At 73.1% G+C, this 24,211-nt stretch carries 22 protein-coding genes; 12 read left to right on the plus strand and 10 right to left on the minus strand.

Annotated features, from left to right (window positions below; all coding sequences use genetic code 11):
- Nucleotides 1-340: 340 nt before the first annotated feature.
- Nucleotides 341-3,052, plus strand: a complete 2,712-nt coding sequence (gene ppdK, locus ACE1OA_RS23410; protein ID WP_356598592.1) for a pyruvate, phosphate dikinase — start codon at nt 341-343, stop codon at nt 3,050-3,052.
- A gap of 542 nt (nt 3,053-3,594) precedes the next feature.
- Nucleotides 3,595-4,620, plus strand: coding sequence for an ArsR/SmtB family transcription factor (locus ACE1OA_RS23415; RefSeq protein ID WP_356598590.1), 1,026 nt, complete (start codon nt 3,595-3,597; stop codon nt 4,618-4,620).
- Here the strand turns inward: ACE1OA_RS23415 and ACE1OA_RS23420 are convergent.
- Nucleotides 4,590-5,750, minus strand: coding sequence for an alkaline phosphatase PhoX (locus ACE1OA_RS23420; protein ID WP_356598588.1), 1,161 nt, complete (start codon nt 5,748-5,750; stop codon nt 4,590-4,592). The genes ACE1OA_RS23415 and ACE1OA_RS23420 overlap by 31 nt on opposite strands.
- 183 nt (nt 5,751-5,933) lie before the next feature.
- On the opposite strand from ACE1OA_RS23420, the gene ACE1OA_RS23425 reads away from it, so the two are divergent.
- On the plus strand, nt 5,934-7,004 hold the full coding sequence (locus tag ACE1OA_RS23425; RefSeq protein WP_432753313.1) for a hypothetical protein: 1,071 nt from the start codon (nt 5,934-5,936) through the stop codon (nt 7,002-7,004).
- Nucleotides 7,005-7,178: 174 nt separating this feature from the next.
- Nucleotides 7,179-7,589 (plus strand): VOC family protein, encoded by a 411-nt coding sequence (locus tag ACE1OA_RS23430; RefSeq protein WP_356598584.1) that lies wholly within the window; start codon nt 7,179-7,181, stop codon nt 7,587-7,589.
- A gap of 302 nt (nt 7,590-7,891) precedes the next feature.
- Here ACE1OA_RS23430 and nirD read toward each other — a convergent pair whose 3' ends face one another.
- From nirD to ACE1OA_RS23445, 3 genes are read right to left on the minus strand one after another with little or no spacing between them, the layout of a single operon-like run.
- Complete coding sequence (gene nirD, locus ACE1OA_RS23435) at nt 7,892-8,224, minus strand: nitrite reductase small subunit NirD (RefSeq protein ID WP_356598582.1); 333 nt, start codon at nt 8,222-8,224, stop codon at nt 7,892-7,894.
- Nucleotides 8,221-10,755 (minus strand): nitrite reductase large subunit NirB, encoded by a 2,535-nt coding sequence (gene nirB / locus ACE1OA_RS23440; protein WP_356598580.1) that lies wholly within the window; start codon nt 10,753-10,755, stop codon nt 8,221-8,223. Before nirB ends, nirD begins: the two co-directional genes overlap by 4 nt.
- A gap of 1 nt (nt 10,756) precedes the next feature.
- Nucleotides 10,757-11,995, minus strand: coding sequence for an NAD(P)/FAD-dependent oxidoreductase (locus ACE1OA_RS23445; RefSeq protein WP_432753314.1), 1,239 nt, complete (start codon nt 11,993-11,995; stop codon nt 10,757-10,759).
- A 234-nt stretch (nt 11,996-12,229) separates the two neighbouring features.
- Here ACE1OA_RS23445 and ACE1OA_RS23450 point away from each other — a divergent pair, with 234 nt between their 5' ends.
- Genes ACE1OA_RS23450 through ACE1OA_RS23460 form a run of 3 tightly spaced genes read left to right on the plus strand, consistent with a single transcriptional unit; the run spans nt 12,230 to nt 14,656 of the window.
- Nucleotides 12,230-13,621, plus strand: a complete 1,392-nt coding sequence (locus ACE1OA_RS23450) for a ferredoxin reductase family protein (RefSeq protein ID WP_432753315.1) — start codon at nt 12,230-12,232, stop codon at nt 13,619-13,621.
- On the plus strand, nt 13,614-13,847 hold the full coding sequence (locus tag ACE1OA_RS23455) for a hypothetical protein (RefSeq protein ID WP_384867366.1): 234 nt from the start codon (nt 13,614-13,616) through the stop codon (nt 13,845-13,847). The genes ACE1OA_RS23450 and ACE1OA_RS23455 overlap by 8 nt, the downstream gene beginning before the upstream one ends.
- 29 nt (nt 13,848-13,876) lie before the next feature.
- Nucleotides 13,877-14,656 (plus strand): sulfite exporter TauE/SafE family protein, encoded by a 780-nt coding sequence (locus tag ACE1OA_RS23460; RefSeq protein WP_356598572.1) that lies wholly within the window; start codon nt 13,877-13,879, stop codon nt 14,654-14,656.
- Between the two features lie 43 nt (nt 14,657-14,699).
- Here ACE1OA_RS23460 and ACE1OA_RS23465 read toward each other — a convergent pair whose 3' ends face one another.
- The 3 genes from ACE1OA_RS23465 to ACE1OA_RS23475 form a co-directional block, all read right to left on the minus strand.
- Nucleotides 14,700-15,317 (minus strand): class F sortase, encoded by a 618-nt coding sequence (locus ACE1OA_RS23465; RefSeq protein ID WP_356598570.1) that lies wholly within the window; start codon nt 15,315-15,317, stop codon nt 14,700-14,702.
- Nucleotides 15,318-15,406: 89 nt separating this feature from the next.
- The gene (locus tag ACE1OA_RS23470) at nt 15,407-15,922 is read right to left on the minus strand and encodes a hypothetical protein (protein WP_356598567.1); all 516 of its coding nucleotides are present in this window, start codon (nt 15,920-15,922) and stop codon (nt 15,407-15,409) included.
- A 253-nt stretch (nt 15,923-16,175) separates the two neighbouring features.
- Nucleotides 16,176-16,961 carry an aminotransferase class IV gene (locus ACE1OA_RS23475; protein ID WP_432753316.1) on the minus strand — a complete coding sequence of 262 codons (786 nt, stop codon included), beginning with the start codon at nt 16,959-16,961 and terminating at the stop codon, nt 16,176-16,178.
- 115 nt (nt 16,962-17,076) lie between these two features.
- Between ACE1OA_RS23475 and ACE1OA_RS23480 the strand changes: the two genes are divergently transcribed.
- From ACE1OA_RS23480 to ACE1OA_RS23490, 3 genes are all read left to right on the plus strand, one after another.
- Nucleotides 17,077-17,688 (plus strand): NADPH-dependent FMN reductase, encoded by a 612-nt coding sequence (locus ACE1OA_RS23480; RefSeq protein ID WP_432753317.1) that lies wholly within the window; start codon nt 17,077-17,079, stop codon nt 17,686-17,688.
- Between the two features lie 105 nt (nt 17,689-17,793).
- A complete protein-coding gene (gene cutA / locus ACE1OA_RS23485; protein WP_356598561.1) occupies nt 17,794-18,129 on the plus strand; it encodes a divalent-cation tolerance protein CutA in 336 nt (111 codons plus the stop codon).
- Nucleotides 18,096-18,557, plus strand: a complete 462-nt coding sequence (locus ACE1OA_RS23490; RefSeq protein WP_432753318.1) for a gamma-glutamylcyclotransferase family protein — start codon at nt 18,096-18,098, stop codon at nt 18,555-18,557. The genes cutA and ACE1OA_RS23490 overlap by 34 nt, the downstream gene beginning before the upstream one ends.
- Here the strand turns inward: ACE1OA_RS23490 and ACE1OA_RS23495 are convergent.
- The 3 genes from ACE1OA_RS23495 to ACE1OA_RS23505 form a co-directional block, all read right to left on the minus strand.
- Complete coding sequence (locus tag ACE1OA_RS23495) at nt 18,523-20,685, minus strand: molybdopterin oxidoreductase family protein (protein WP_432753319.1); 2,163 nt, start codon at nt 20,683-20,685, stop codon at nt 18,523-18,525. The genes ACE1OA_RS23490 and ACE1OA_RS23495 overlap by 35 nt on opposite strands.
- Before the next feature lie 119 nt (nt 20,686-20,804).
- Nucleotides 20,805-21,506, minus strand: coding sequence for a SanA/YdcF family protein (locus tag ACE1OA_RS23500; RefSeq protein ID WP_432753320.1), 702 nt, complete (start codon nt 21,504-21,506; stop codon nt 20,805-20,807).
- Nucleotides 21,507-21,537: 31 nt separating this feature from the next.
- A complete protein-coding gene (locus ACE1OA_RS23505; RefSeq protein WP_432753321.1) occupies nt 21,538-22,335 on the minus strand; it encodes an aquaporin in 798 nt (265 codons plus the stop codon).
- An 84-nt stretch (nt 22,336-22,419) separates the two neighbouring features.
- On the opposite strand from ACE1OA_RS23505, the gene ACE1OA_RS23510 reads away from it, so the two are divergent.
- Nucleotides 22,420-23,124 (plus strand): hypothetical protein, encoded by a 705-nt coding sequence (locus ACE1OA_RS23510; RefSeq protein WP_384867380.1) that lies wholly within the window; start codon nt 22,420-22,422, stop codon nt 23,122-23,124.
- A gap of 89 nt (nt 23,125-23,213) precedes the next feature.
- Nucleotides 23,214-24,134 carry a sirohydrochlorin chelatase gene (locus ACE1OA_RS23515; RefSeq protein WP_432753322.1) on the plus strand — a complete coding sequence of 307 codons (921 nt, stop codon included), beginning with the start codon at nt 23,214-23,216 and terminating at the stop codon, nt 24,132-24,134.
- The last annotated feature ends 77 nt before the right edge of the window (nt 24,135-24,211 follow it).

The raw sequence follows: 24,211 nt of genomic DNA on the forward strand, positions 1-24,211 counted from the left end.
CACGGCGTGATCCTCACCACCCTTGATCAGGGTGGTGCTCAGATGAGCGAATTACGAGGCGTTGTACTTCTGGAGGGGTGGCACTGGGTGCCACCCTTTCTGCCTTCAAGAGTTGAACGCAGATGGTCTTCAGGTCGCTCACATGAGCGCCATAGCCCTGCTTTCGGTCAAGTGGGGTTCGAAGCATGAAAGCGGAAGCTACCCGTCGGTTACTTTCGATCTGCTGGCGGACGGGTGGTTAAGTCCGGGTGACCGGTAGGCGTACCTCCCCAGAAGCCTTCGATCTGGGTATGTTCCTCGCCGTCAGGGCAGCCACCGAGTGCTCGAGGAGTCGAGACCCGTGTCGGAAAACAAAGATCAGAAGTTCGTGTACGACTTCACCGAGGGCAACAGGGACCTGAAGGACCTGCTCGGTGGCAAGGGCGCCAACCTGGCCGAGATGACCAACCTCGGCCTGCCGGTGCCTCCGGGCTTCACGATCACCACCGAGGCGTGCAAGGTCTACCTCGAGAGCGGCTCCGAGCCGGTCGCGCTCCGCGCCGAGGTCAGCGCGCACCTCGACGCCCTCGAGCAGAAGATGGGCAAGAAGCTCGGCCAGGCCGACGACCCGCTGCTCGTCTCGGTGCGCTCCGGCGCCAAGTTCTCCATGCCCGGCATGATGGACACCGTCCTCAACATCGGCCTCTCCGACGAGTCGGTGACCGGCCTCGCGACCCAGGCCGGCGACGAGCGCTTCGCCTGGGACTCGTACCGCCGCCTCATCCAGATGTTCGGCAAGACCGTTCTCGACGTCGACGGCGAGCTCTTCGAGGAAGCCCTCGAGGAGGCCAAGGCCGCCAAGAAGGTCACCGTCGACACCGACCTCGACGCCGGCGACCTGAAGAAGCTGGTCAAGCACTTCAAGAAGATCGTCAAGGCCCAGGCCGGGCGCGACTTCCCGCAGGACCCGCGCGAGCAGATGGACCTCGCCATCGAGGCCGTCTTCAACTCCTGGAACACCGACCGCGCGAAGCTGTACCGCCGCCAGGAGCGCATCCCGCACGACCTCGGCACCGCCGTCAACGTCTGCTCCATGGTCTTCGGCAACCTCGGCCCGGACTCCGGCACCGGTGTCGCGTTCACCCGCGACCCCGCCTCCGGTCACCAGGGCGTCTACGGCGACTACCTCCAGAACGCGCAGGGCGAGGACGTCGTCGCGGGTATCCGCAACACCGTGCCGCTCGCCGAGCTGGAGTCGATCGACAAGAAGTCGTACGACCAGCTGATGCAGATCATGGAGACGCTGGAGACCCACTACAAGGATCTCTGCGACATCGAGTTCACGATCGAGCGCGGCCAGCTGTGGATGCTGCAGACCCGGGTCGGCAAGCGCACCGCCGGTGCCGCCTTCCGGATCGCCACCCAGCTCGTGGACCAGGGCCTGATCGACGAGGCCGAGGCGCTCCAGCGCGTCAACGGCGCCCAGCTCGCCCAGCTGATGTTCCCGCGGTTCGACGACGGCGCGAAGACCGAGCTGCTCGGCCGCGGCATCGCCGCCTCCCCGGGCGCGGCCGTCGGCAAGGCCGTCTTCGACTCCTACACGGCCGTCAAGTGGTCGCGCTCCGGCGAGAAGGTCATCCTGATCCGCCGCGAGACCAACCCGGACGACCTGGACGGCATGATCGCCGCCGAGGGCATCCTGACCTCGCGCGGCGGCAAGACCTCGCACGCCGCCGTCGTCGCCCGCGGCATGGGCAAGACCTGTGTCTGCGGCGCCGAGGAGCTGGAGGTCGACACCAAGCGCCGCCGGATGACCACCGCCTCGGGCCACGTCATCGAGGAGGGCGACGTCGTCTCCATTGACGGCTCCACGGGCAAGGTGTACCTCGGTGAGGTCCCGGTCGTGCCCTCCCCGGTTGTCGAGTACTTCGAGGGCCGGATGCACGCCGGCGCCGACGACGCCGACGAGCTGGTCGCCGCCGTGCACCGGATCATGGCCTACGCGGACCGCGTACGCCGCCTGCGCGTACGGGCCAACGCCGACAACGCCGAGGACGCGCTGCGGGCCCGCCGCTTCGGCGCCCAGGGCATCGGCCTGTGCCGCACCGAGCACATGTTCCTCGGTGAGCGCCGCGAGATGGTCGAGAAGCTGATCCTCGCCGACACCGACGAGGAGCGCGCGGAGGCCCTGGAGGCCCTCCTGCCGCGCCAGAAGCAGGACTTCGTCGAACTCTTCGAGGCCATGGACGGACTGCCCGTCACGGTCCGCCTGCTGGACCCGCCGCTGCACGAGTTCCTGCCCGACATCACCGAGCTGTCGGTGCGCGTCGCCCTCGCCGAGGCCCGCAAGGACCCGAACGAGAACGACCTGCGCCTGCTCCAGGCCGTGCACCGGCTGCACGAGCAGAACCCGATGCTGGGTCTGCGCGGTGTCCGCCTCGGCCTGGTCATCCCCGGCCTGTTCACCATGCAGGTCCGGGCGATCGCCGAGGCCGCGGCCCAGCGGATCGACGCCAAGGGCGACCCGCGCGCCGAGATCATGATCCCGCTCGTCGGCACCGTCCAGGAGCTGGAGATCGTCCGCGAGGAGGCCGAGCAGGTCATCGCCGAGGTCCAGGCGCAGACCGGGGTGGAGCTGAAGCTCGCGCTCGGCACCATGATCGAGCTGCCCCGCGCGGCCGTGACCGCCGGTCAGATCGCCGAGGCCGCCGAGTTCTTCTCCTTCGGCACGAACGACCTCACCCAGACCGTGTGGGGCTTCTCCCGGGACGACGTGGAGGCCTCCTTCTTCACCGCGTACCTGGAGAAGGGCATCTTCGGGGTCTCTCCCTTCGAGACCATCGACAAGGACGGCGTCGGCGCGCTGGTGCGCAGCGCCGTCGAGGCCGGCCGCGCCACCCGCCCCGACATCAAGCTCGGCGTCTGCGGCGAGCACGGCGGCGACCCGGAGTCGGTGCACTTCTTCCACGAGGTCGGCCTCGACTACGTCTCCTGCTCGCCGTTCCGGATCCCGGTGGCGCGCCTGGAGGCCGGCCGCGCCGCGGCCGAGTCGAGCGGCAGCGACAGCCGCTGACCGCAGGTTCAGTAGCGCGAAAAGGCCACCGGAGCCGCCGCTCGTCCCCGACCCTCACCGATGGGCGGCGGCTCCGGGTCGCAAGAGAGACGGGGCGGACACCTTGTGCGGAGGTGTCCGCCCCGTCGTCTTTCGTCCCGTGCCAGCGTGCGGGGTCGTGATCACCCGGACGTCGACCGCGTGTAAGTTCGTGTTCAATATCGGCGGTTTTGATTATTCGCTGTTGAACCTTTTCGCGATTCGACCCGCAAAGAACGAGGCGGGCGCGGCCACCGGATCCCCACCCAGTGGCCGCGCCCATTACCCTTGCCGGGCAAGTGAGCCGCAACCCTCGCCGACCGCCGCCGGACGCCCGAAGCCCCCCACGGTCTTCGTCACGTCACCTCGGTCCTGAAGGTTTCCTGCCCGACACGCACAGCTTTTCGGTTTGCCCCCGGTCTCCGCGATGCTTTTCAAGTGTGGCTGAAACACCCTGGTAACGTCCTGTGATGGTGTGCATACTCCTTGCAGGGGGTGGTTGCGAGTGCACAGGTGGGGGTTCGATGCTGCGGATTCATTTCACAGGAAACGACTTGGCCGGGGTCCGGATGGCGGGCCGGCCGGACGTTCTGTGGGAAACGATTCTCAGTTTTCACCGCTTAAGGGACCGTCGCGGCCCCGTCGTGTACGGAGAATGGCGCTCGGAAACGCGGACCCGGCTGAACGGTGAGACCCGGCTGCTTGCCGCGCTGGTTCCCAGTCGCGGATATTTTCCCGACTTCCTGACGCCCGCGGAGGGGTTCGGCGGGCTCGACGAGGGCCTCCAGGCCGTCCGTGCGACGTCGCCGGAGCGGCTCCGCGCGGAACTGGCGCTGCTGGGGGCCGCGCGGCCCGGCGGCCGGACCGTGCCCCACTCGCTGCGCGTGCTCGCCGAGGGAGGTGCTGAATCGTTTAGTCGCCTCATCGGCGCCCTGCGGAGCTACCACCGGGCCGCCGTCGAGCCGTACCTGCCCCACATCCGGGCGCGGGTCGAGGCGGACCGGGCCATGCGCGGCCGGGCCCTGCTCGACGGCGGAGCCGAGGAACTCCTCGCCTCGCTGCCGAGGATGCTCCGCTGGCGCGCCCCGGTCCTGGAGGCCGACTATCCCGTGGACCGGGACCTCCATCTCGACGGCCGGGGGCTGCTGCTCCAGCCCTCGTACTTCTGCCGCGGCACACCCGTCGTGCTCCGCGACCCCGGACTGCCGCCGGTCCTGGTCTATCCGATCACCCACTGCGAGGCGCCGACCGTCCGTGAACCGGGCGGGTCCTCGCTGGCGAAGCTGGTCGGCACCACACGGTCCGCCGTCCTGCACGCCATCGGCGACGGCGGCACCACCAGCGAACTGGCGCGCCGGGCGGGTGTGTCGCTCGCCTCGGCCAGCCAGCACGCCGGTGTGCTGCGCGAGGCCGGGCTGGTCGCGACCCTGCGGCACGGCAACGCGGTCCTGCACACGCTGACGCCCCTCGGCGCCGCCCTGCTGGGCGGCGCGCAAGGGGCGCCGGGAGCCTCGCCGTGCTACGCCCGGAACGGGCCCGTCACCTCGTAGGTGATGCCGCCCGAGGAGCTGCCGCTCGTGCCGCGCTGGCTGGAGAAGTACAGCCGCCGGCCGTCGGGGGAGAAGGCCGGTCCGGTGATCTCGGAACCGGACTGGCCGTTGATCCGGAGGAACGGCGCGACGACGTCGTCGGGGGTGATGACGCAGATCTCCATGTTTCCGCCGTCCTCGGCGACGAACAGGTCGCCCGAGGAGGTGCCGGTGACGTTGTCCACCCCGGTCAGCGGCGCGCCACCGCCGCTCACCAGCGAGTCGTCGTACGCCAGCTCGTAGGTCCCCGCGGCCAGGTTCACCTGCCAGACCCGGTTGTCGCCCTTGGTGGTGAACCAGACGGTGTCGTCGGCGTAGTAGCAGCCCTCGCCGCCGTTGAAGCGCTTGGCGCCGGAGACCTGGTCGCGGGTCACGGTCGGCGAGCCGTCCGGGTCGGGGACGTTCTGCCAGGTGAAGGTGCCGGAGGTGGCGGTGCCGGCCTTGAAGACCTGGAGGGTGCCGGCGGAGAGGTTGCCCCAGGTGGCGGGCAGGAAGCGGTAGAAGCAGCCGTTCGTCTCGTCCTCGGTCAGGTAGATCGCCTTGCGGACCGGGTCGGCTGCGGCCGCCTCGTGCTTGAACCGCCCCAGCGCGTCGCGCCGGACGGCGGCGTTCACCCCGAACGGGTCGGTCTCGTAGACGTAGCCGAGGCTGACCTCCTCGCAGGACAGCCAGGTGTTCCACGGGGTCCTGCCGCCCGCGCAGTTCTGCCGGGTGTTGGACAGGATGCGGTACGCCCCGGTCACGGTGCCCCCGGAGTCGAACCGCACCGCGCTCGCGCCGCCGCCCGGGTTGATCTCCGAGTTGGAGACGTAGATCCATCCCGTGCCGTCGGCGAAGCAGGCACCGCCGTCGGGGGCGTTGTGCCAGGTGTACGAGGTACCGGAGACCGTCTGGCCGGAGCGGGCGATCACCCGGCTGCTGAAACCGCTGGGCAGCAGGATGCCGTTGGCGTCCGCGGCGCCGAGTGCTCCGTAGGGGCCCGTGCCGGGCTGGGCGGGTGCGGCCGAGGCCGCGCTCTGCCACAGGGCGCCGCCGAAGGCGGCCGCCGACGTGCCGATGACCGCTCCGCGCAGGAAACTGCGTCGCTCCACGTCTCACTCCAGAGGGGTGGTGACCGCCCCGCCGCACCGGTCGGCGGCGGGGTCGCGCGCTTCCGGAACCTAGGAGTACCGAGTTGACTGTGCAGCAACAACCGGTGAAGGGGAAGCGTCGGCTCGCGGTCGGTGCACGGGTGGGGCGAGGGCACTGTCGGTGGCGCTCGCTACTTTGGGGACATGCCGATCTCCGTATACCTGCACGACTCGGTCCCGCTGCCGGGCGGCGAGGCACTCATCCACGGTCACGCCTTCGAAGGGCGCCCCGGCGGAGCGCGCCGCGCCCTCCTGCCGAACGGGCCCGGCCTGGAGGTGTACGACCTCGACGGGCTCCTGGCCGGGGAGCAGGCACCGGCCGCGGTCTTCCCGGTGCCCTGGCCGGGCTGGGACCGGGGGGTCCATTCGGTGAGCCCGGACGGCACCTTCGCGGTCTTCTCGGGCCAGCGCGCGGTACGGGCCGTCGCCGCGGGCGGCACGACCCTGTGGGAGTACCGGCACGGCTGCTGGGGGCCGGAGTCGGGCCACCCGCACACGGGGGACGAGCAGCAGGTGTGCCGCGGCCTCGAACACGGTTCCTGCCGGGTCTCCGACGACGGGCGGCTCGTCTGGGCGCACGTCGTCGGGGAGGACGGGGAGGACGAGCAGGACGGGTGCGAGCTGTGGGTCGTCCTGGACGCCCGGGACGGCCGCGAACTTGCGCGGCTGCCTCTGGAGGACAGCGCCGCGGCCGGGTCGCACCACGTCGCCCACCCCGACGGGGTGCACATGGGGCTGAGCGTCGGCATGGGCCAGGACGGGATCCTGCTCCACTGGGCGCGCCTGGACGGCGCGGAACCGGTCTCCTGGGACCTGAACGAGAACCTGGACCGGATCCTCATGGACGTCCATCCGGACCACGAGGGCTATCTGACGATGGAGCACTACGGAGCCGACGTCCGGCTCCACGCCCTGGACGGAACGGTCCTCGCCGAACGGGAGGAGGTGGACGAGAACCCCTGGGACTGGGCCTGCGGCTTCGTCGACGCGCGGACGGTCCTCGTCTCCACCGGCGCCGAGTACGGCGAGGAGGACCAGGACACCCGGCACTGGCTCCTGGACGCACACACCCTGGAGATCCGCGGCGCCGTCGCCTACCCGCCGGGCACCCGCCACGGCCTCGCCCGGCCGCTCGGCGACGGCAGCTGGCTCACCCACGACGAGGAGAGCGGGACCCTCAGCCGCTGGACCCGCCGCGCTCCGGACGGGTCCTGACGCCGTCGGGCCACGCTGCCCGCCCCCACCGGCGGGCGACCGGGCGCCGAGCTGCGCACCCGGGGCCGGTCCGGAAGGATTTCCAGGGAACGGCGATGAGTTTCGGCCCGGCCCGCCGTCTTACCTCCTGAGAGCACCGACACCCCGCACGGACCAGAGAGAAGAGAGAGCGCCATGCCCCAGATGATCTTCGTGAACCTGCCCGTGAAGGACCTCGAAGCGTCGAAGAGCTTCTGGACCGAGCTCGGCTACTCCTTCAACCCGCAGTTCAGCGATGACACGACCGCATGCCTGGTCATCAGCGACACCATCTTCGCGATGCTGCTGACCGAGCCCCGGTTCAAGGAGTTCACCGCGCCGGGCAAGGAGATCGCCGACGCGACCAAGAGCTCCGAGGTCCTGATCGCCCTGAGCGCCGAGAGCCGCGAAAAGGTCGACGAGCTCGCCGACGGCGCCCTCGCCGCCGGTGGCTCGCCCGCCAAGGACCCCATCGACTACGGCACGATGTACGGCCGCTCCTTCTCGGACGTGGACGGGCACCACTGGGAGGTCGTGTGGATGGACCCGGCCGTCGTCCAGGGCTGACCGGACGGGCGCGTCAGCGCACCGTCCCGTACGTCACGCCGGCGCGCTGCTCGGACGGGGTCCGGAGCCGCTCGCCGGCGACGTCGGCCGGCGTCCACCTCGCGCGCCCCGAGGGCGCGGGCGTACCCCGCCGCATCAGGGACGACGGTCCCGTGAACGAGCCCGGACGCACGCCGTCGCCGCGCAGCGCGCCGGCAGCGCGCCGGCCTCGGCGGGCCGGGCGAGGATCCGGTTGCCGGGCGCCGCGATCCGCTCGGCCGTACGGCGGCCCCGGGGCGCCCGGCCCGGCCCCGTGTGCCCGGTCAGACCGAGCGGACCGGGTACACCGCCACCGCCACCTCGTCGTCGTCCAGGCAGCGGCCCGTCTCCAGGTCGAAGCGCTGCTTCAGCAGCGGCGAGGCGACGAACGGCCGTCCGCCCGCCGAGCCGAGCAGCCCGCGGGAGAGCACCTGCGCCCCCGTGAACGGGTCCTGGTTGTCGATCGCGTACGCGCGCCCCGACCGGTCCCTGAAGAGCGCGGCCTGCCGGCCGTCGGGCAGCAACGCCGCCACGCCCCGGCCCGGGGTGAGCCGGTTCTCGTCGCAGACGGCCGTCCACGCGTCGGCCTCGGTGTCGTGGGAGAGTTCGAGCTTCATCGGGCGGAGGCTCCTTCCAGGCGGTTTCCGATGGTCAGAATGGTCAGGTCCGGCTTGATCTGGTCGCGCTCCGGCACGAACCGCACCGACGGGTCCGGGGCGTCCGGCGCGTTCACGAAGGACACGAAGCGGCGGAGCCGGTCCGGGTCGTCCAGGGTCTGCGCCCACTCGTCCTGGTAGTCCGCGACGTGCGCCGTCATCATCGCCTCCAGCTCGTCGCACAGTCCCAGCGAGTCGTGCACGACCACGTCCCTGAGGTGGTCGAGGCCGCCGTCCAGGCGCTCCAGCCAGGTCGAGGTGCGCTCCAGGCGATCGGCGGTGCGGATGTAGAACATCAGGAACCGGTCGATCAGGCGGACCAGTTCGGCGTCCGACAGGTCCTGCGCCAGCAGGTCCGCGTGGCGCGGGGTCGCGCCGCCGTTGCCGCCGACGTAGAGGTTCCAGCCGCTCGCGGTCGCGATGACGCCGAAGTCCTTCGACTGGGCCTCGGCGCACTCGCGGGCGCAGCCGGACACCGCCGACTTGAGCTTGTGCGGGGAGCGCAGGCCGCGGTAGCGCAGCTCCAGCTGGATCGCCATCTTCACCGAGTCCTGGACGCCGTACCGGCACCAGGTCTGGCCCACGCAGGACTTCACCGTGCGCAGCGACTTCCCGTACGCGTGGCCCGACTCGAAGCCGGCGTCGACCAGCCGGGTCCAGATCGCGGGCAGTTGGTCCACCCGGGCGCCGAACATGTCGATCCGCTGACCGCCGGTGATCTTGGTGTAGAGCCCGAAGTCCCGCGCCACCTCGCCGATCACGATCAGCCGGTCCGGGGTGATCTCGCCGCCGGGGATACGCGGCACCACCGAGTACGAGCCGTTGCGCTGCAGGTTCGCCAGGAAGTGGTCGTTGGTGTCCTGGAGCGACGCCTGCTCGCCGTCGAGGATGTAGCCGTTGTTGAGCGAGGCCAGGATCGAGCCGACGGTCGGCTTGCAGACCTCGCAGCCGTCCCCGCCGCGGGCCTCGGGCCGGCCGTGGGAGTCGAGCAGCGCGGCGAAGGAGGTCAGCCGCAGGGTGCGGGTGATCTCGTACAGCTCGCTGCGGGTGTACGAGAAGCACCCGCACAGCCCCTGGTCGGCGGCGGCCGGCAGCAGCTGCTGGATGACCTTCACGCAGCTGCCGCAGCCGGTGCCGGCCTTGGTGCACTTCTTGACCTCGGGCAGCGTCGTGCACTCGGTGATGGCGTGCTTGGTCACGTTGTGGCAGGAGCAGATGACCGCGTCGTCCGGCAGCGACGAGGGGCCGAGCGCCACCGGCGCGCCCGCGCCCGCGGGCAGCACCAGCTGCTCGGGGGAGACCGGCGGCACGGTGCCGGTGAGCGGCCGCAGCATGCCGTAGGAGTCGGCGTCGCCGACCAGCACACCGCCGAGCAGGACCCCGTCGCCGTCGACGACGAGCTTCTTGTAGACGCCGGAGCGGGAGTCCGAGTAGACGACGTCGAGGCAGCCCTCGGCGGTGCCGTGCGCGTCGCCGAAGGAGGCCACGTCCACGCCGAGCAGCTTCAGCTTGGTCGACATGTCCGCGCCCGTGAAGGAGTGTTCCTCGGCCGAGGCGATCGTCGCCGCCGCGGTCTGCGCCATCTCGTAGCCGGGCGCCACCAGACCGTAGACCCGGCCGTCCGAGGCCAGCGCGCACTCGCCGATCGCGAACACGGCCGGGTCGGAGGTGCGGCACTGCTCGTCCACCGCGATACCGCCGCGCTCGCCCACGTCGAGGCCGCAGTCGCGGGCCAGCTGGTCGCGGGGCCGGACACCGGCCGAGAACACCACCATGTCCGTGGCCACTTCGGAGCCGTCCGACAGGCGCATCCCGGTGACCGCGCCGTCCTCGGTCACGACCTCCTGGGTGCCGGTGCCGGTGTGGACGCTCAGGCCCATCTGCTCGATGGTGCGCAGCAGCGCGGCGCCGCCGCCCTCGTCGACCTGCACCGGCATCAGCCGGGGCGCGAACTCCACGATGTGGGTGTCGAGTCCGAGGCCCTTGAGCGCCCCCGCCGCCTCCAGGCCGAGCAGACCGCCGCCCACCACGGCCCCGGTGGTCGCGGTCTTCGCGTAGTCCTCGATCGCGAGCAGGTCCTCGATGGTCCGGTAGACGAAACAGCCGCGGGCGTCCTTGCCGGGGACCGGGGGCACGAAGGGGTACGAGCCGGTGGCCAGGACGAGCGTGTCGTACGCGAAGACCTGCCCGGACCGGGCCGTGACCGTACGGGCGGCGCGGTCGACGGACTCCGCCGGGTCGCCGACGTACAGCTCGATGCCGTGCTGCGCCATGAAGCCGTCCTCGACCATCGACAGCTCGTCGGGCGTGCGGCCGCTGAAGTAGGAGGTCAGCTGGACCCGGTCGTACGCGGGCCGGGGCTCCTCGCAGAGCACCACCACACGGGCGCGCTCGGTGACGCCCCGCTCGGCCAGTGCCTCGAGGAACCGCTGGCCGACCATTCCGTGGCCGACCAGGACGACAGTGGGGGTGTGCGCGGGCGTGGTCGACATCTCAGGAGCCTCCGTCATGGGTGAGCAGGTGAAGCAGGGGAGCGTGCGGGAGGGCCTCGTCGCCCTCCCACGCCCGGGCGAGCGCCCCGACCGCGGCGAGATCGCCCAGCAGGACGCCGCCGACCAGCCGGTCGCCGCGGACGACGACCTTGCGGTAGGCGCGGCGGGTGGCGTCGGTCAGCTGCACGACGTCGTCGCCGGGCTGTGCGTCGGCCTCGCCGAAGGCGGCGAGATCCAGGGAGACGGGCCCGCCGAGGGTGAGCCGGGTCAGCGCCCGGGTGCCGGTGTAGGCAGGGACGGCGGGCCGCAGCGGGTCCGCGTCGCCGGCGCCCCGCGAGGTCCGGGCCACGTCGGTGCCCGTCAGGACCGACGCCAGGGCGTCCGCCTGTTCCAGGGCCGGGCCGGCCAGGCCGTAGACCCGGCCGTCGTGTTCGGCGCAGTCGCCGATCGCGTGGATGTACGGATCGGAGGTCCGCAGCTCGTCGTCGACGACGACGCCGGTGCGGACGTCGAGGCCGGCGTCCCGGGCGAGGCCGACACGCGGCCGGACCCCGCAGGCGAGGATCACCACCTGGGCGTCCAGGACGAAGCCGTCGGCGAGTTCGACGGCCGTGACCGCCCCGTCACGCTGGTGCAGTCCGATGACCCGGCACTCGGTGTGCACCTCCACACCGAGCGATTCCACGTGACCGCGCAGCAACCCCGAGGCCCGCTCGTCGAGCTGGCGCTCCATCAGGCGCTCGCCCTGCTGCGTCAGCACGACCTCGGCGCCCAGTGCGGCCAGCGAGCGGGCCGCGGAGACCCCGAGGAGGCCGCCGCCGATGACGACCGCGCGAACCCCGGGCCGCACGGCCTCCCGCAGCGCCAGGCAGTCGTCGAGCGTACGGAACGGATGCACACCCGAGGGAAGTCGGCCGCCGCGCAGGCCGCGCAGCGGCGGCAGCACCGGGTTGGAGCCGGTCGCCAGCACCAGCCGGTCGTACCCGACCTCCGTCCCGTCCGCGCACCGGACGGTGCGGGCCGCGCGGTCGATCCGCACCGCCAGCACCCCGCGGCGCACCGGCTCCCGCGGAGCGGGCAGCGCGATCACCTCGGGCTCGTACCGCCCGGCGAGGACGTCCGCGAGCAGCACCCTGTTGTACGGTGCGTGCGGCTCTTCGCCGAGGAGGGTGACCGGCAGGTGCTGGGCGAGCCGGGCGCCCGCCGTTCCGCCCCCGACCACCACGATCCGTGTACTCATGTTCCGAAGAGTGCGGGGCGGGTGTTACCCGTCGGCATCCCGTCTGTTTCCCGTACGGAACGCTGATCTCAGTCCCGGGGGGAGCACGCTGTGAGGGGCGCGCCCCTCACGGGCGCCTTGGGCGCCGGTGTGAGGCTTAACCGCCGGTCAGGACCTCCTCAAGGCCGCCTTAAGGATCACGAGGGAGCGGCTGACCTGGGGGTTCTCGTATACCGGCGGACCTAGGGTCGGGATGTGACGACCGAGGTACGCACCCCTCTCCACGACGGCGCCCACCGCTTCGCCGTCCCCACCGCCCGACCCGTCCCCGCTCCTGCCCCGAGGGTCCGTCCCGACCGGCTGCGGCACGTGATCGTCGGGGGTGCCGGGGTCGTCGCGCTCGGCTGGGGCGTCCAGGCACGCCCGTCCGCCCGCCTCGACGCCTTCTTCGCCACCGCCGCCCATCTCACCGGACTGCTCGCCGGCTACGGCGTCCTGGTGCTGCTGCTCCTGATGGCCCGGATCCCGGCGATCGAGCACGGCGTCGGCGCGGACCGGCTGGCCCGCGGGCACGCCCTGGGCGGCCGGTACGTCCTCGGGCTGATCGGCGCCCACGGGCTGCTGGCGCTCTGCGGCTACGCCGTGCACACCCGGACCGACCTGGTCGCCGCCACCCGCGGACTGCTCGGCTATCCCGCCCTCGCCGCCGCGGCGGCGGGCACCGTCCTCCTCGCCGCCGTCGGCGTCACCTCGGCACGGGCGGCCCGGCGACGCCTGCGGCACGAGACCTGGCGGGCGGTCCATCTGCTCGGCCTCCTCGCCGCCGCCCTGGGCTTCGTGCACCAGCTCGCCGGCCCGGACGTCGCCGGGAGCGTCCTCGCCGTCTGGCTCTGGTCGATGGCGCACGCGAGCGTCGCCGTGCTCCTCGTCTGGTACCGGGTCGTCGTCCCGGTCCGGCAGGCGCTGCGCCACGGACTGCGCGTCGCCGAGGTCCGCGACGAGGGGCCGGACGTCGTCTCCGTGATCGTCCGCGGCCGGGACCTGGACCGGCTGTGCGCCGAGCCCGGCCAGTTCTTCCGCTGGCGCTTCCTCACCCGCAGGCTCTGGCGGACCGCCCTGCCCTTCTCGCTCTCCGCGCCCGTCCGCGACGACACCCTGCGCATCACGGTCAAGGCGCTCGGGGACCACACGCGTCGGATCCGGCGGCTGCGCCCGGGCACCCGGGTCCTGGCGGCCGGCCCCTTCGGCGCGCTCACCGCGCACCGCCGCACCCGCCGCAGGGTCCTCCTGCTCGCCGGGGGTGTCGGCATCACCCCCATGCGCACGCTCTTCGAGACGCTGCCCGGGGGGCCCGGCGAGGTGACGCTGCTCTACCGCGCCCCGGACGCGGACCGTCTCGTCCTGCGCGAGGAACTGGAGCGGATCGCGCACGCGCGGCAGGCCGCCCTGCACTATCTGCTCGGCCCCTCGGACGCCTCCTTCGACCCGCTCGCCCCGCAGGCGCTGCGCAACCTCGTGCCCGACCTCGCCGAGCACGACGTCTACCTGTGCGGCCCGCCCGGTATGGCCAGGGCCGCGACCGACTCCCTCGTCCGGGCCGGAGTGCCGGCCCGGCGCATCCACTCCGAGGACTTCAGCCATGAGTGACGCCCCGACCGCCCCCGCCCTCACCGTCCGCTCCGCGCGCCGGCACCGCGCCCCGCGGCTGCCCGCCCCCGAGGCCGCCCGCCGCCGGCTCGCCGCCGCGCTCCTCGGCGCCGGGGCGCTCGCCGCGACCTTCCTGACCGTCGCCGTCGATCCCGCGGCGCCGCCCGCGCCGGACCGGGAGCAGCAGGTCACCACCTCGGACGTGGCTCGACTCTCCCGAGATTGACGGACGGCACAGCCCTTAGGGTCGTGGTCATGCCCGAGATAACCGTGACCACGCTCGTCCTGCTCTGCGCCGCCGCGCTGGTGGCCGGCTGGATCGACGCCGTGGTCGGGGGCGGGGGACTGCTCCTGCTGCCCGCCCTGCTGCTCGGCCTTCCGCACCTCCCGGCCGCCCAGATCCTGGGCACCAACAAGGCCGTCGCGATCGTGGGCACGTCCGGTGCCGCGATCACGTACGCGCGCAAGGCGCCGGTGCGGGTGAAGACGGCGGTGCGGATCGGACTCGCGGCCCTCGCCGGATCGATGGCCGGTGCCTTCTTCGCCGCCGGGATCAGCAGCGACGTGCTGCGTCCGGTGATCATGGTCGTCCTGCTCGGGGTGGCCGCGTTCGTGATGCTGCGCCCCGCCTTCGGCACCCGGCACCAGGACGGGGCGCCGGTCGGCCGGGCGCGGGTCGTCACCGCGATCGTGCTGGTCGGCGGCGGCATCGGGTTCTACGACGGCCTCTTCGGGCCCGGCACCGGCACGTTCCTGGTGCTGGCGCTCACCGCCGTGCTCCACCTCGACCTGGTGACCGCCTCCGCCACCGCCAAGATCGTCAACGTCTGCACGAACGGCGGCGCGCTCGCGATGTTCGCCTACCAGGGCACGGTGCTCTGGCAGCTCGCGGCCGTGATGGCGCTCTTCAACCTGGCCGGCGGCATGATCGGCGCGCGGATGGCGCTGCGGAAGGGCTCCGAGTTCGTGCGCGGGGTGCTGCTGGTCGTGGTCTTCTCGCTCGTCGCGAAGCTCGCCTTCGACCAGTGGTCCTGAGAGGACCGCGCGTCCCGGAGCCGCGCGGACCCGGACCGTCGCTTCAGCGCACGCCGATCAGGTGCCCGAACGCCACCACGTTGCCCTGGTAGCCGGACTTCTGTGAGAAGCCGCCGCCGCAGGTGATCACCCGCAGTTCGGCCCGTCCGGTCTCGCCGTAGACCTTCGTGTCCGGGAAGTCCTCGTTCTCGTAGACCTCGACCGCGTCGATCGTGAAGACGGCGGTCCGCCCGTCCCGGCGGTCCACCTCGATCCGGTTGCCCTTCTTGAGAGCGCCGAGCGCGTAGAAGACGGCGGGGCCGCGCGCGTTGTCGACATGGCCCGCCACGATCGCGGTGCCCTTGGCGCCGGGGGTCGTGCCGTTCCGGTACCAGCCCGCGAGGTTGCGGTCGTCCGCCGGCGGGACGTCGAGCGCGCCCCGCGCGGTCAGCCCGAGCGGCGTCATCGGTGCGTCGACGTCGATCTCGGGGATGCGCAGCCGGACCGGCTCGGACGGCGGCAGCGGGTCGGCGGCCGCGTCGGTGTGCGCGTTCGGCCCGGCGGCGAAGGCCTGCGCCGCGGACGGCATGGGCGGGGTGACGTCCTCGGAGCCGTTCTGGACGAGCCAGATGCCCACGCAGGCGGCGATCGCCACGCCCCAGCCCTTGGTCCTGCTGCTCACGGTTCTCCCTCTCGGGTGCGAGAGATGTGGCCCTGCCCCCGCCGGGCCCCGAAGGGTCGCACGGCGGGGGCAGGGCGTTGCGGTACGACTCAGCGGCCCTGCGCGCCGCTCGCCCGGCGACGCAGGAGCCAGGTACCGCCGACGGCAGCCGCGGCCAGCACCGCCACGCCTGCCGTGATCTGGGCGGTGTCGGGGCCCACGCTGCCCCCGACACCGGTCTGGACGTGCCCGCTCGGGCTCTTGTGCTTGACGACGAGCTCGCCACGGGCGGTCTTGCCGTTGTCGCAGGCCACGCTGATGCCGTACGAACCGGGCTTGGCGTGCTCCGGGACCGTGAACTGACCGACCACGACCTCCTTGTGCGTGCTCGGATTCAGCTGGAAGTCGCCCGCGCCGAGGGACTGCGCGTCCCCCACACCGTGCCCGTGCTTGCCGCAGGCGAGGGTGTTCACCGTGACGGTGGTGCCGGGCGAGGCGGGGGACGGGAAGACCTCCAGGGTCCCGTGGTGATCGGAGTTCTCGGCGTACGCGGCCGGCGCGGCGAAGGCGCCGATCGCGGCGACCGCCAACGCGGTACCGGTGAGCAGGCGGGCAGTGGTGCGCATGAGGTCCTCCGGGGCGCGCTGTCGGTCTTCCTGAGACCGAGGTAAGTGCCGCGGCGCGCCCGGCGCCTGCTGATGGAGAATCAGAATTACTCCGAACGGTGCGGTGTGTCGCCTTGCCATTCCGGTGTTTGCGCAGGTCGGGGCGTTCTGTGTGATCCCGGCCGGCGATTCGTGCCGAACGGGTGACCGGCGTGTCGGGCCTGCCGGACGCTCCCCGTCCGCGGTTTCCGCCCGGTCCGCGGGGCGCGGCCGGTCAGCCTTCCGCGCCCGGCTCCAGTGCGTCCCAGGGGGTTGCGGCCAGGGCGGCGTCCACCCGTGCCATCAGCGTCTCGTCCACTTCGAACGTCACGTCGTCGATCCGGCGCACGGGCGCGACGCCCCGGGCGTTCGTCACGAACGCCGCCCGGAGGTCCGGCAGGTCCGCCAGCGTCACGCGGCGCCGCACCGAGGGCAGCCGGGCCTCCAGCAGGGACATCGTGATGCCGGTCAGGCACGGCGCCGACGGCCAGATCACCGAAGTTCCGTCCCAGAAGGCGATGTTGGTGATCGCTCCCTCCGCGATCTCGCCGTCCGGGGCGGTCAGCAGGGCGTCGTCGAAGCCGGCGCGCCGCGCGGCGTCCCCGTGGAAGCGCTGGCCGAAGCCGCCGAGGTGCTTGATGTGGGCCGCCGGCCGCTGGTAGCCGACCGACTTGAGGCTCTGCGGGGCCGGATCGGCCGTGAACGGCTCGCGGACCGTCACCACCGTGCGGATCCCCTCGTGGACGTACACCCGCGCCGCCGCGTCCCGGCGCCCGGCCGCCTCCAGGGCCGCCACCAGCAGGGCGCGCACGCGGGTGCCGTCGAGACCCCGCCCGAAGAGCTCGTGGGTGGCACGGTCGAGGCGGTCGAGGTGCAGCCCGAGGCCCTGGACCCGTCCGCCGCGTACCTGCATCGCGGTGAAGTGCCCGTAGCCGCTGGTGAGGGCCGCGAGGGTCTCCGGGTCGGCGACCGGGCGGCCGTCGATCTCGATGTGCAGGGGTGCGGGGGGAGCCTCGGTCATGACACCACCGTAGGGGGTGTCCCGGGGTCTCCTGCCGGGGCGATCGCTAGAGAATTCCCGGTTCCGGATCCGGCCCCTTGACCTCAAGCGGACTTGAGGTAGGAAGGTCGTCCGCATGGACCTCACGAACTCCGCGAACTCCGCGAACTCCGCCCCGCTCAGGCTCGCCGTCATCGTCGGCAGCGACCGCGAAGGCCGCTTCGGCCCGGTCGTCGCCGACTGGTTCCTCTCCCGGGCGGCCGAGCGGGACGACTTCACCGTCGATGTCGTCGACCTCGCCGAGACCGCACTGCCGACCTCGCTCTCCCACCACCCCGGCCCCGACGTCCGCGCCGAACTCGCCAGGGTCTCCCCGGTCCTGGCCGCCGCCGACGCCTTCGTCGTCGTCACCCCCGAGTACAACCACTCCTTCCCCGCCGCCCTGAAGTCCCTCATCGACTGGCACTTCACCGAGTGGCAGGCCAAGCCCGTCGGCTTCGTGTCCTACGGCGGCATGTCCGGCGGCCTGCGCGCCGTCGAGCAACTGCGCCAGGTCTACGCCGAGATGCACGCCGTCACCGTTCGCGACACCGTCTCGTTCCACCATGCCCACGGGCTGTTCGAGCCGGACGGCAGCCCCAAGGACCCCAGCGGCCCCGATGCCGCGGCCAAGGTGCTGCTCGACCAGGTCGCGTGGTGGGGGCGTGCGCTGCGGGACGCCAAGTCGGTCAGCCCGTACGCCGGTTGAGCGGCTGATCCGGCCGTACGGTCCGGCCCGTCGGCAGTCGACGGGGCGGCCGTACGCGACCGGTTCCCGCGGTGGCCCGGACGCGGTCCTGAGTACCGTGGCGGGGTGACCCACGCACCCACGGCACTGACCGTACTGACCACCACCGACAGCCCCGCCAAGGCCCAGGAACTCGCGCGCGGGGCGGTCGAGGCCCGTCTCGCCGCCTGCGCCCAGATCTCCGGGCCGGTCACCTCCGTCTACCACTGGCAGGGGGCGATCGAGACGACGGAGGAGTGGCAGGTGGTGCTCAAGACCACCGAGGCCCGCTACGAGGCGCTGGAGGCCCACCTGCTCGCCGCGCACGACTACGAGACCCCGGAGATCCTCGCCACCCCGGTCGTCCGCGCCTCCGCCGCCTACGTGCAGTGGATCCGGTCCGAGACGGCCACCACCCCGTGACGGCCGGGCGGAAGCTGCCCTTCTTCGTCTACGGCACCCTCCGTCCCGGCCGGCGCAACCACGACCGGTTCCTGCTCGGCCGCACGGCCGCCGAGGAGCCCGCACGGCTCGCCGGCGCGGTGCTGCACGACGGCCCCGGCTATCCGTACGCCGTGCCGGGGGACGGCCGGATCACCGGCGAGCTGGTGACCGCCGCGCCCGGCGCGTACGCCGGGCTCCTGGACGTGCTGGACCGGCTGGAGGAGTACCGCGGGCCGGGCCATCCGCTCAACCTGTACGAGCGCGTGGAACGGGAGGTGGTCCGGCTCCGGGACGGGGCGGCCGTCCCCGCATGGGTCTACCTCGCCGCGCCGGGGGTCCCGCTGGGTCCCCCGGTCGCGGGCGGCGACTGGGTCACGCCGGCTCCAGGCGGACCGCGCAGGTCTTGAACTCCGGCATCCGCGAGACGGGGTCGAGGGCGGGGTTGGTGAGGGTGTTCGCCCGGCCCTCGCCCGGCCAGTGGAAGGGCATGAAGACGGTGTCCGGCCGGATGGCCGTGGTGATCCTGGCCGGTGCCACCGCCCGCCCGCGCCGCGAGACCACCGCGACCCGCTCGCCGTCGCCGACCCCGATGCGCTCGGCCAGCCGGGGGTGCAGCTCCACGAAGGGGCCGGGCGCGGCGCTGTTCAGCTCCTCGACCCGCCGGGTCTGCGCGCCGGACTGGTACTGCGCGACGACCCGGCCCGTCGTCAGCACGACCGGGTACTCCTCGTCGGTCTCCTCGCCCGACGCCCGGTGGACGACGGACACGAACCGCGCCCGGCCGTCGGGGGTGGCGAACCCGTCGAGGAAGAGACGGGGCGTGCCGGGGTGCGGGCGCCCGTCCGTCGGGGCATCCGTCGGGGCGTCGGACGCCCCGACGGCATCCGGCGCACCGTCGGAGGGGGACGTCCGCGGGACCTCGGGACAGGGCCAGAAGACGCCGTCCTCCTCGTGGATGCGGCGGTAGCTGATGCCGGAGTAGTCCGCGGGCCCGCCGGCCGAGGCGCGGCGGAGCTCGTCGAAGACCTCCTCCGGGTCCGTGGGGAAGCCCTTCTCCCAGCCGAGCAGCGCGGCGAGCGCGTGCAGCACCTCCAGATCCGTGCGGACACCCGGCGGCGGGGTGAGCGCGCGCCGGCGGAGCAGGACCCGGCCCTCCAGGTTGGTCGTGGTGCCGGTCTCCTCCGCCCACTGGGTCACGGGCAGCACCACGTCGGCCAGTTCGGCCGTCTCCGACAGGACCACGTCCGCGACGGCGAGGAAGTCGAGCGACCGCAGCCGCTGCTCGATGTGCCCGGCGTGCGGGGCGGAGACGACGGGGTTGGAGCCCATCAGGAGCAGGGTCCGCACGTCGCCGCCCAGGGCGTCGAGGAGTTCGTACGCGCTGCGGCCCGGCCCCGGCAGGGACTCCGCCGGCACGTCCCAGACCCGTGCCACGTGCGCGCGGGCGGCGGGGTCGTCGAGCTTGCGGTAGCCGGGGAGCTGGTCGGCCTTCTGGCCGTGCTCGCGGCCGCCCTGGCCGTTGCCCTGCCCGGTGAGGCAGCCGTAGCCGGAGAGCGGGCGCCCGGCCCGCCCGGTCGCCAGGCAGAGGTTGATCCAGGCGCCGACCGTGTCCGTGCCCTTGGACTGCTGCTCCGGGCCGCGTGCGGTGAGCACCATCGCGTTCTCGGCGTCGCAGAACATGCGCATGGCCTCGCGCAGCAGCGGCACGGGGACGCCGGTGATCCGCTCGACCAGTTCGGGCCAGTGGGCCATCGCCCCGGCCCGCGCGCCCTCCCAGCCCTGGGTGCGGGTGCGGACGAACTCCTCGTCCACGCGCCCCTCGGCGACGACGAGGTGGAGCAGGCCCAGGGCGAGCGCGAGGTCGGTGCCGGGGCGCGGCGCGAGGTGGAGGTCGGCCTGCTCGGCGGTCCTGGTGCGGCGCGGGTCGACGACGATGAGCCGGCCGCCGTTCTCCTTCAGCTCGGTGAGGTAGCGCAGGGCGGGCGGCATGGTCTCGGCGAGGTTGGAGCCGACGAGGATCACACAGCCGGTGCGCGGGATGTCCTCCAGGGGGAAGGGGAGTCCCCGGTCGAGACCGAAGGCCCGCTGGTGGGCGGCGGCCGCCGAGGACATGCAGAAGCGGCCGTTGTAGTCGATCTGGGAGGTGGCGAGGACGAGCCGGGCGAACTTGCCGAGCGCGTACGCCTTCTCGTTGGTGAGACCGCCGCCGCCGAAGACCCCCACGGCGTCCGGACCGTGGTCGGCGCGGGTCCGGCGCAGGCCGTCGGCGACGGCGGCGAGCGCCTCCTCCCAGGTGGCGGACTTCAGCGCACCTGTGTCAGGGCAGCGGACCAGGGGCTCGGTCAGCCTGACCCGGGAGGAGAGCACGGCCGGGGCGGTGCGGCCCTTGCCGCACAGCGCGCCCCGGTTGACCGGGAAGTCCGTGCGGTCGACCACCTCCACGGAGCCCGTCCCCTCCGGCGAGCGGCGCAGCGACATGCCGCACTGGAGGGCGCAGTAGGGGCAGTGCGTGGGGGTGGTGACAGCCTCGGACATGTACGAGAGCGTGCGACGCGCGTGTTACGGGAGGGGGCGCGCCCGATTACGGGACCGGTACGTCGGACTCCGCCGCCGGCCTCGCCGCGGGTGAGGCCCGGGGGCCGCCCCGCGGTCGCCTACCGGGCCGAGGCCAGCGCCTCCGTCACGCCCTTCTCGCGGTCTCCGAGGAAGTGCGGGTCCGGGCGCAGCGCCGCGTCCAGGGCCGCCTTCCCGGCGGCGAACAGCTCCCGGGTGCCGCCGTAGTAGAACGTGGCGTCGTGGGGCTCGACCACCTTGACGCCGTAGGAGTCGACGCCCGCTGCCGCGCACAGCGCCACCGCTCGCCGGATGTGGAAGTCCTGCGTGACCAGGACGGCCCGGTCCACGCCGAAGATCTTCTTGGCGCGCACGCAGGAGTCCCAGGTGTCGAAGCCCGCGTAGTCGCTGACGATCCGCGCGTCCGGCACGCCGTGACCGGTGAGGTACGTGCGCATCGCGTCGGGTTCGTCGTACGCGGTCCGGCTGTTGTCGCCGGTGACGAGGACGACCTTGACCTTGCCCGTGCGGTACAGCTCCGCGGCGGTGTCGAGCCGGTGCGCGAGGTAGGGCGTCGGGCGGCCCTTCCACAGGCCGGCGCCGAAGACGACGGCGACGTCCTGGGCGGGCACGTCGGCGGTGGTGCGCAGCCGCCCGTCGGCGGTGGCGTGCATCCAGGTGGCCGGGGCGAGCGCGAGCACGGTGCCGAGCATGACGGCCTGGACCGTACGGCGGCGGGCCCGGCGGCCGCGCAGTAGCCGCACGGCCCCCTTCAGCCGGGCGGGAACGCGTACGCGTCGCATGGACGTACCTCCGTGGATCTTGCCTGCCCCGTCACCTCAACCGACGCAGAATCCGGCCCCTCGGTTCACTGGGAGCCGGGTGCGGCGTGGCCGGGTGGTCCGGGTCCGCGGGGCGCGGCGCTGCCGGACCGGCCGCCCCCGCGCGCCCCGAGCCGTACAGCACGGTGGCCAGGGCGATGCCCAGCAGGGCTCCGAGGAACTGCGCGCCGATGAAGCCGGGCAGTGAACCGGGGGCGATCCCGGTGAAGGAGTCGGAGAAGGAACGGCCCACCGTGGCGGCCGGGTTGGCGAAGGAGCCCGAGGAGGTGAACCAGATGGCCGCCGCGATGTACGCGGCCACCGCGACCGGGGCGAGCGAGGGCCGCTCGATGTGCCGCAGGCCCTGGACGATCAGGACGAGTCCGGCGGTGGCGACGGTCTCGCCGAGCAGGAGGGAGACGTCCGCGTGGGCCCGGGTGGACCAGGTGCCGGGCGTCCGCCCGAACATGGCCTCGGCGAGGAGGGCGCCGGCCACGGCGCCGGTGAGCTGTGCGGCGAGGTAGACGGCGACCTCGCGGACGTCCGGCGCGCCGGCCTCGCGGCGCCGCGACCACCACTCGGAGAGGGTGACCACCGGGTTGAAGTGGGCGCCCGAGAGCGGGCCGAGAAGGACGATGAGCAGTCCGAGTCCCAGCGCGGAGGCGAGGGAGTTGGCCAGCAGCCGGACCCCGATGTCCTGGCTGAGCGCCTCGGCCCGGATGCCGGAACCGACGATGACGGCGACCAGGGCGGCGGTGCCGACGAGTTCGGCGGCGGCACGCCGGTGCAGCGCCGGAGGAGTCATTCTCATGATGGAAAATATATTCCGCAGTGCGGAAGCTCGGGAAGGAAAAAGAAGGACGAGAAGCGCGGGGTGCGGTCGTACGATCCACAGATGATCAACGACGCCGTCCGCAACAACGCCGAGTGGTGCGAGGCGATGTGCCGAGCCCACGGCCGCCCCGGCACCTTCGCCCCGCGTGTGTGGACCAACGCCCGCCGCACGCCCACCTACTACCCGGACGCCGTCACGCTGACCGCCGACGCGGGCGTCCGCGACGTCCTGGACGGCATCGACCGCGGCGCCCCCGGAGCATCGGTCAAGGACAGCTTCGCCGCCCTCGACCTGGCGGCCGAGGGCTTCCTGCTGCTGTTCGAGGCGGAGTGGATCCACCGCCCGGCGGGGCGTCCCGCACCCGCCGCCGACGGCGCCGCCGGCCTGCGGTGGAGCCCTGTCCGCACCCCGGCGGACCTCGCCGAGTGGGCGCGGTCATGGAGCGGCGGCGACGCGGAGGAGGCCGCGCTGTTCCGCCCGGAACTGCTCGCCGACCCGGCGACCACGATCGTCGCCGGACACCGCCCCGACGGCGCGGTCGCCGGTGGCGCGGTGCTCAGCGACAGCGGCCCGGTGACCGGCGTGTCCAACCTCTTCGCCGTGGACGGCACCGACCCGGCCGAGGCATGGGCCGGCTGCCTTGGCCTGACCGACCCGGACCGCCCGGTCGTCGGCTACGAGTCGGGCGACGACCTGGCGCCCGCCCACGCGGCCGGCTTCTCCTCCTTCGCGCCGCTGCGGGTCTGGCTGGACACCGGCGCCTGACACCTCCGCGGGGCCCCCGGTGAGCGGGCGGAAAACACTCGTGACCCCGGCGCAACGGGCAGGCAACGTGCCGGGGTCAGGATCGGTCCATGACGGAGCCGGACAGCACGTTCGACAGCACCGCCCAGCTGCTGGGACGGATCACCGCACAGCTCGGCGCGCAACTGGGCCGCGTGCATCTGAACGGGCGCGGCGGCCGAATGACTCACGAAGGTCACCACGTCCCCGAGGAAAAGCGCAGGCCCATGAGAAGCACCGCCCCCACCCTCGTCGCCGTCGGTCACGGCAGCCGCGACCCACGGGCGCGCGCCACCCTCGACCTGCTGCTGGACCGGGTCCGCGACCTGCGGCCCGGCCTCGACGTCCGCCTGGCGCACATCGAGCTGAACGCGCCGCTCCTCGACGACACCCTCGCCGGCCTCGCCGGGGGGCGCGGCCGTGCCGCCGCCGACGCCGTCGTCGTACCGCTCCTCTTCGGGCCCGGCCACCACGTCAAGCAGGACATCCCCGCCGCTGCCGCCGCCGCACCCGGCCTGCGGATCCGCACGGCCCTCCCGCTCGGCCCGCACCCCCTGCTCGTCGAGGCGCTCGCCGACCGGCTCGCCGAGGCGGGCTGGACCGCCCGGGACGAAGCCTCGCCGTCCGCCGGCGTCGTCCTGGCCGCGGCCGGCTCCCGCGACCCGGAGTCGCTCGCCGTCATCCGCCGCACCGCGCGGCTGCTCTCCGAGCGGCTCGGCCACGTGCCCGTCGTCCCCGCCTTCGCCTCCGCCGCCGCGCCCACCGTGCCCGACGCCGTGCGGTCCCTCGCCGCCCGCGGCCGGCACCGGGTCGCCGTCGCCTCCTGCTTCACCGCGCCCGGTCTGTTCGCCACCCGCAGCGCCGCCCACGCCCCCTGGATCGCGGCGGCGCCGCTCGGCGACCACCCGGCCCTGGCCCGGCTGATCCTGCACCGCTACGACGAGGCCCTGCGCAGGCCGGTCGTCCCCGCGCGCGCACTCGCCACCGCCTGACGGCCGCCCGCCTCCGCACGCCGTCCGGCAGGGGCGGGCTCCGGCCCGTCCGGCCGCCCCGTCCCGGTGCGAAACGC

This window comes from Streptomyces sp. JL2001, assembly GCF_050917515.1.
Classification (GTDB): domain Bacteria; phylum Actinomycetota; class Actinomycetes; order Streptomycetales; family Streptomycetaceae; genus Streptomyces.

Bases quoted from the DNA above. Each gene is read 5' to 3' on its own strand.
- ACE1OA_RS23415 (WP_356598590.1), top strand. From the start codon at position 3,595: ATGCTGCGGATTCATTTCACAGGAAACGACTTGGCCGGGGTCCGGATG.
- ACE1OA_RS23425 (WP_432753313.1), top strand. From the start codon at position 5,934: ATGCCGATCTCCGTATACCTGCACGACTCGGTCCCGCTGCCGGGCGGC.
- ACE1OA_RS23430 (WP_356598584.1), top strand. From the start codon at position 7,179: ATGCCCCAGATGATCTTCGTGAACCTGCCCGTGAAGGACCTCGAAGCG.
- nirD (WP_356598582.1), bottom strand. From the start codon at position 8,224: ATGAAGCTCGAACTCTCCCACGACACCGAGGCCGACGCGTGGACGGCC.
- nirB (WP_356598580.1), bottom strand. From the start codon at position 10,755: ATGTCGACCACGCCCGCGCACACCCCCACTGTCGTCCTGGTCGGCCAC.
- ACE1OA_RS23445 (WP_432753314.1), bottom strand. From the start codon at position 11,995: ATGAGTACACGGATCGTGGTGGTCGGGGGCGGAACGGCGGGCGCCCGG.
- ACE1OA_RS23455 (WP_384867366.1), top strand. From the start codon at position 13,614: ATGAGTGACGCCCCGACCGCCCCCGCCCTCACCGTCCGCTCCGCGCGC.
- ACE1OA_RS23460 (WP_356598572.1), top strand. From the start codon at position 13,877: ATGCCCGAGATAACCGTGACCACGCTCGTCCTGCTCTGCGCCGCCGCG.
- ACE1OA_RS23470 (WP_356598567.1), bottom strand. From the start codon at position 15,922: ATGCGCACCACTGCCCGCCTGCTCACCGGTACCGCGTTGGCGGTCGCC.
- ACE1OA_RS23475 (WP_432753316.1), bottom strand. From the start codon at position 16,961: ATGACCGAGGCTCCCCCCGCACCCCTGCACATCGAGATCGACGGCCGC.
- ACE1OA_RS23480 (WP_432753317.1), top strand. From the start codon at position 17,077: ATGGACCTCACGAACTCCGCGAACTCCGCGAACTCCGCCCCGCTCAGG.
- ACE1OA_RS23495 (WP_432753319.1), bottom strand. From the start codon at position 20,685: ATGTCCGAGGCTGTCACCACCCCCACGCACTGCCCCTACTGCGCCCTC.
- ACE1OA_RS23500 (WP_432753320.1), bottom strand. From the start codon at position 21,506: ATGCGACGCGTACGCGTTCCCGCCCGGCTGAAGGGGGCCGTGCGGCTA.
- ACE1OA_RS23505 (WP_432753321.1), bottom strand. From the start codon at position 22,335: ATGAGAATGACTCCTCCGGCGCTGCACCGGCGTGCCGCCGCCGAACTC.
- ACE1OA_RS23510 (WP_384867380.1), top strand. From the start codon at position 22,420: ATGATCAACGACGCCGTCCGCAACAACGCCGAGTGGTGCGAGGCGATG.
- ACE1OA_RS23515 (WP_432753322.1), top strand. From the start codon at position 23,214: ATGACGGAGCCGGACAGCACGTTCGACAGCACCGCCCAGCTGCTGGGA.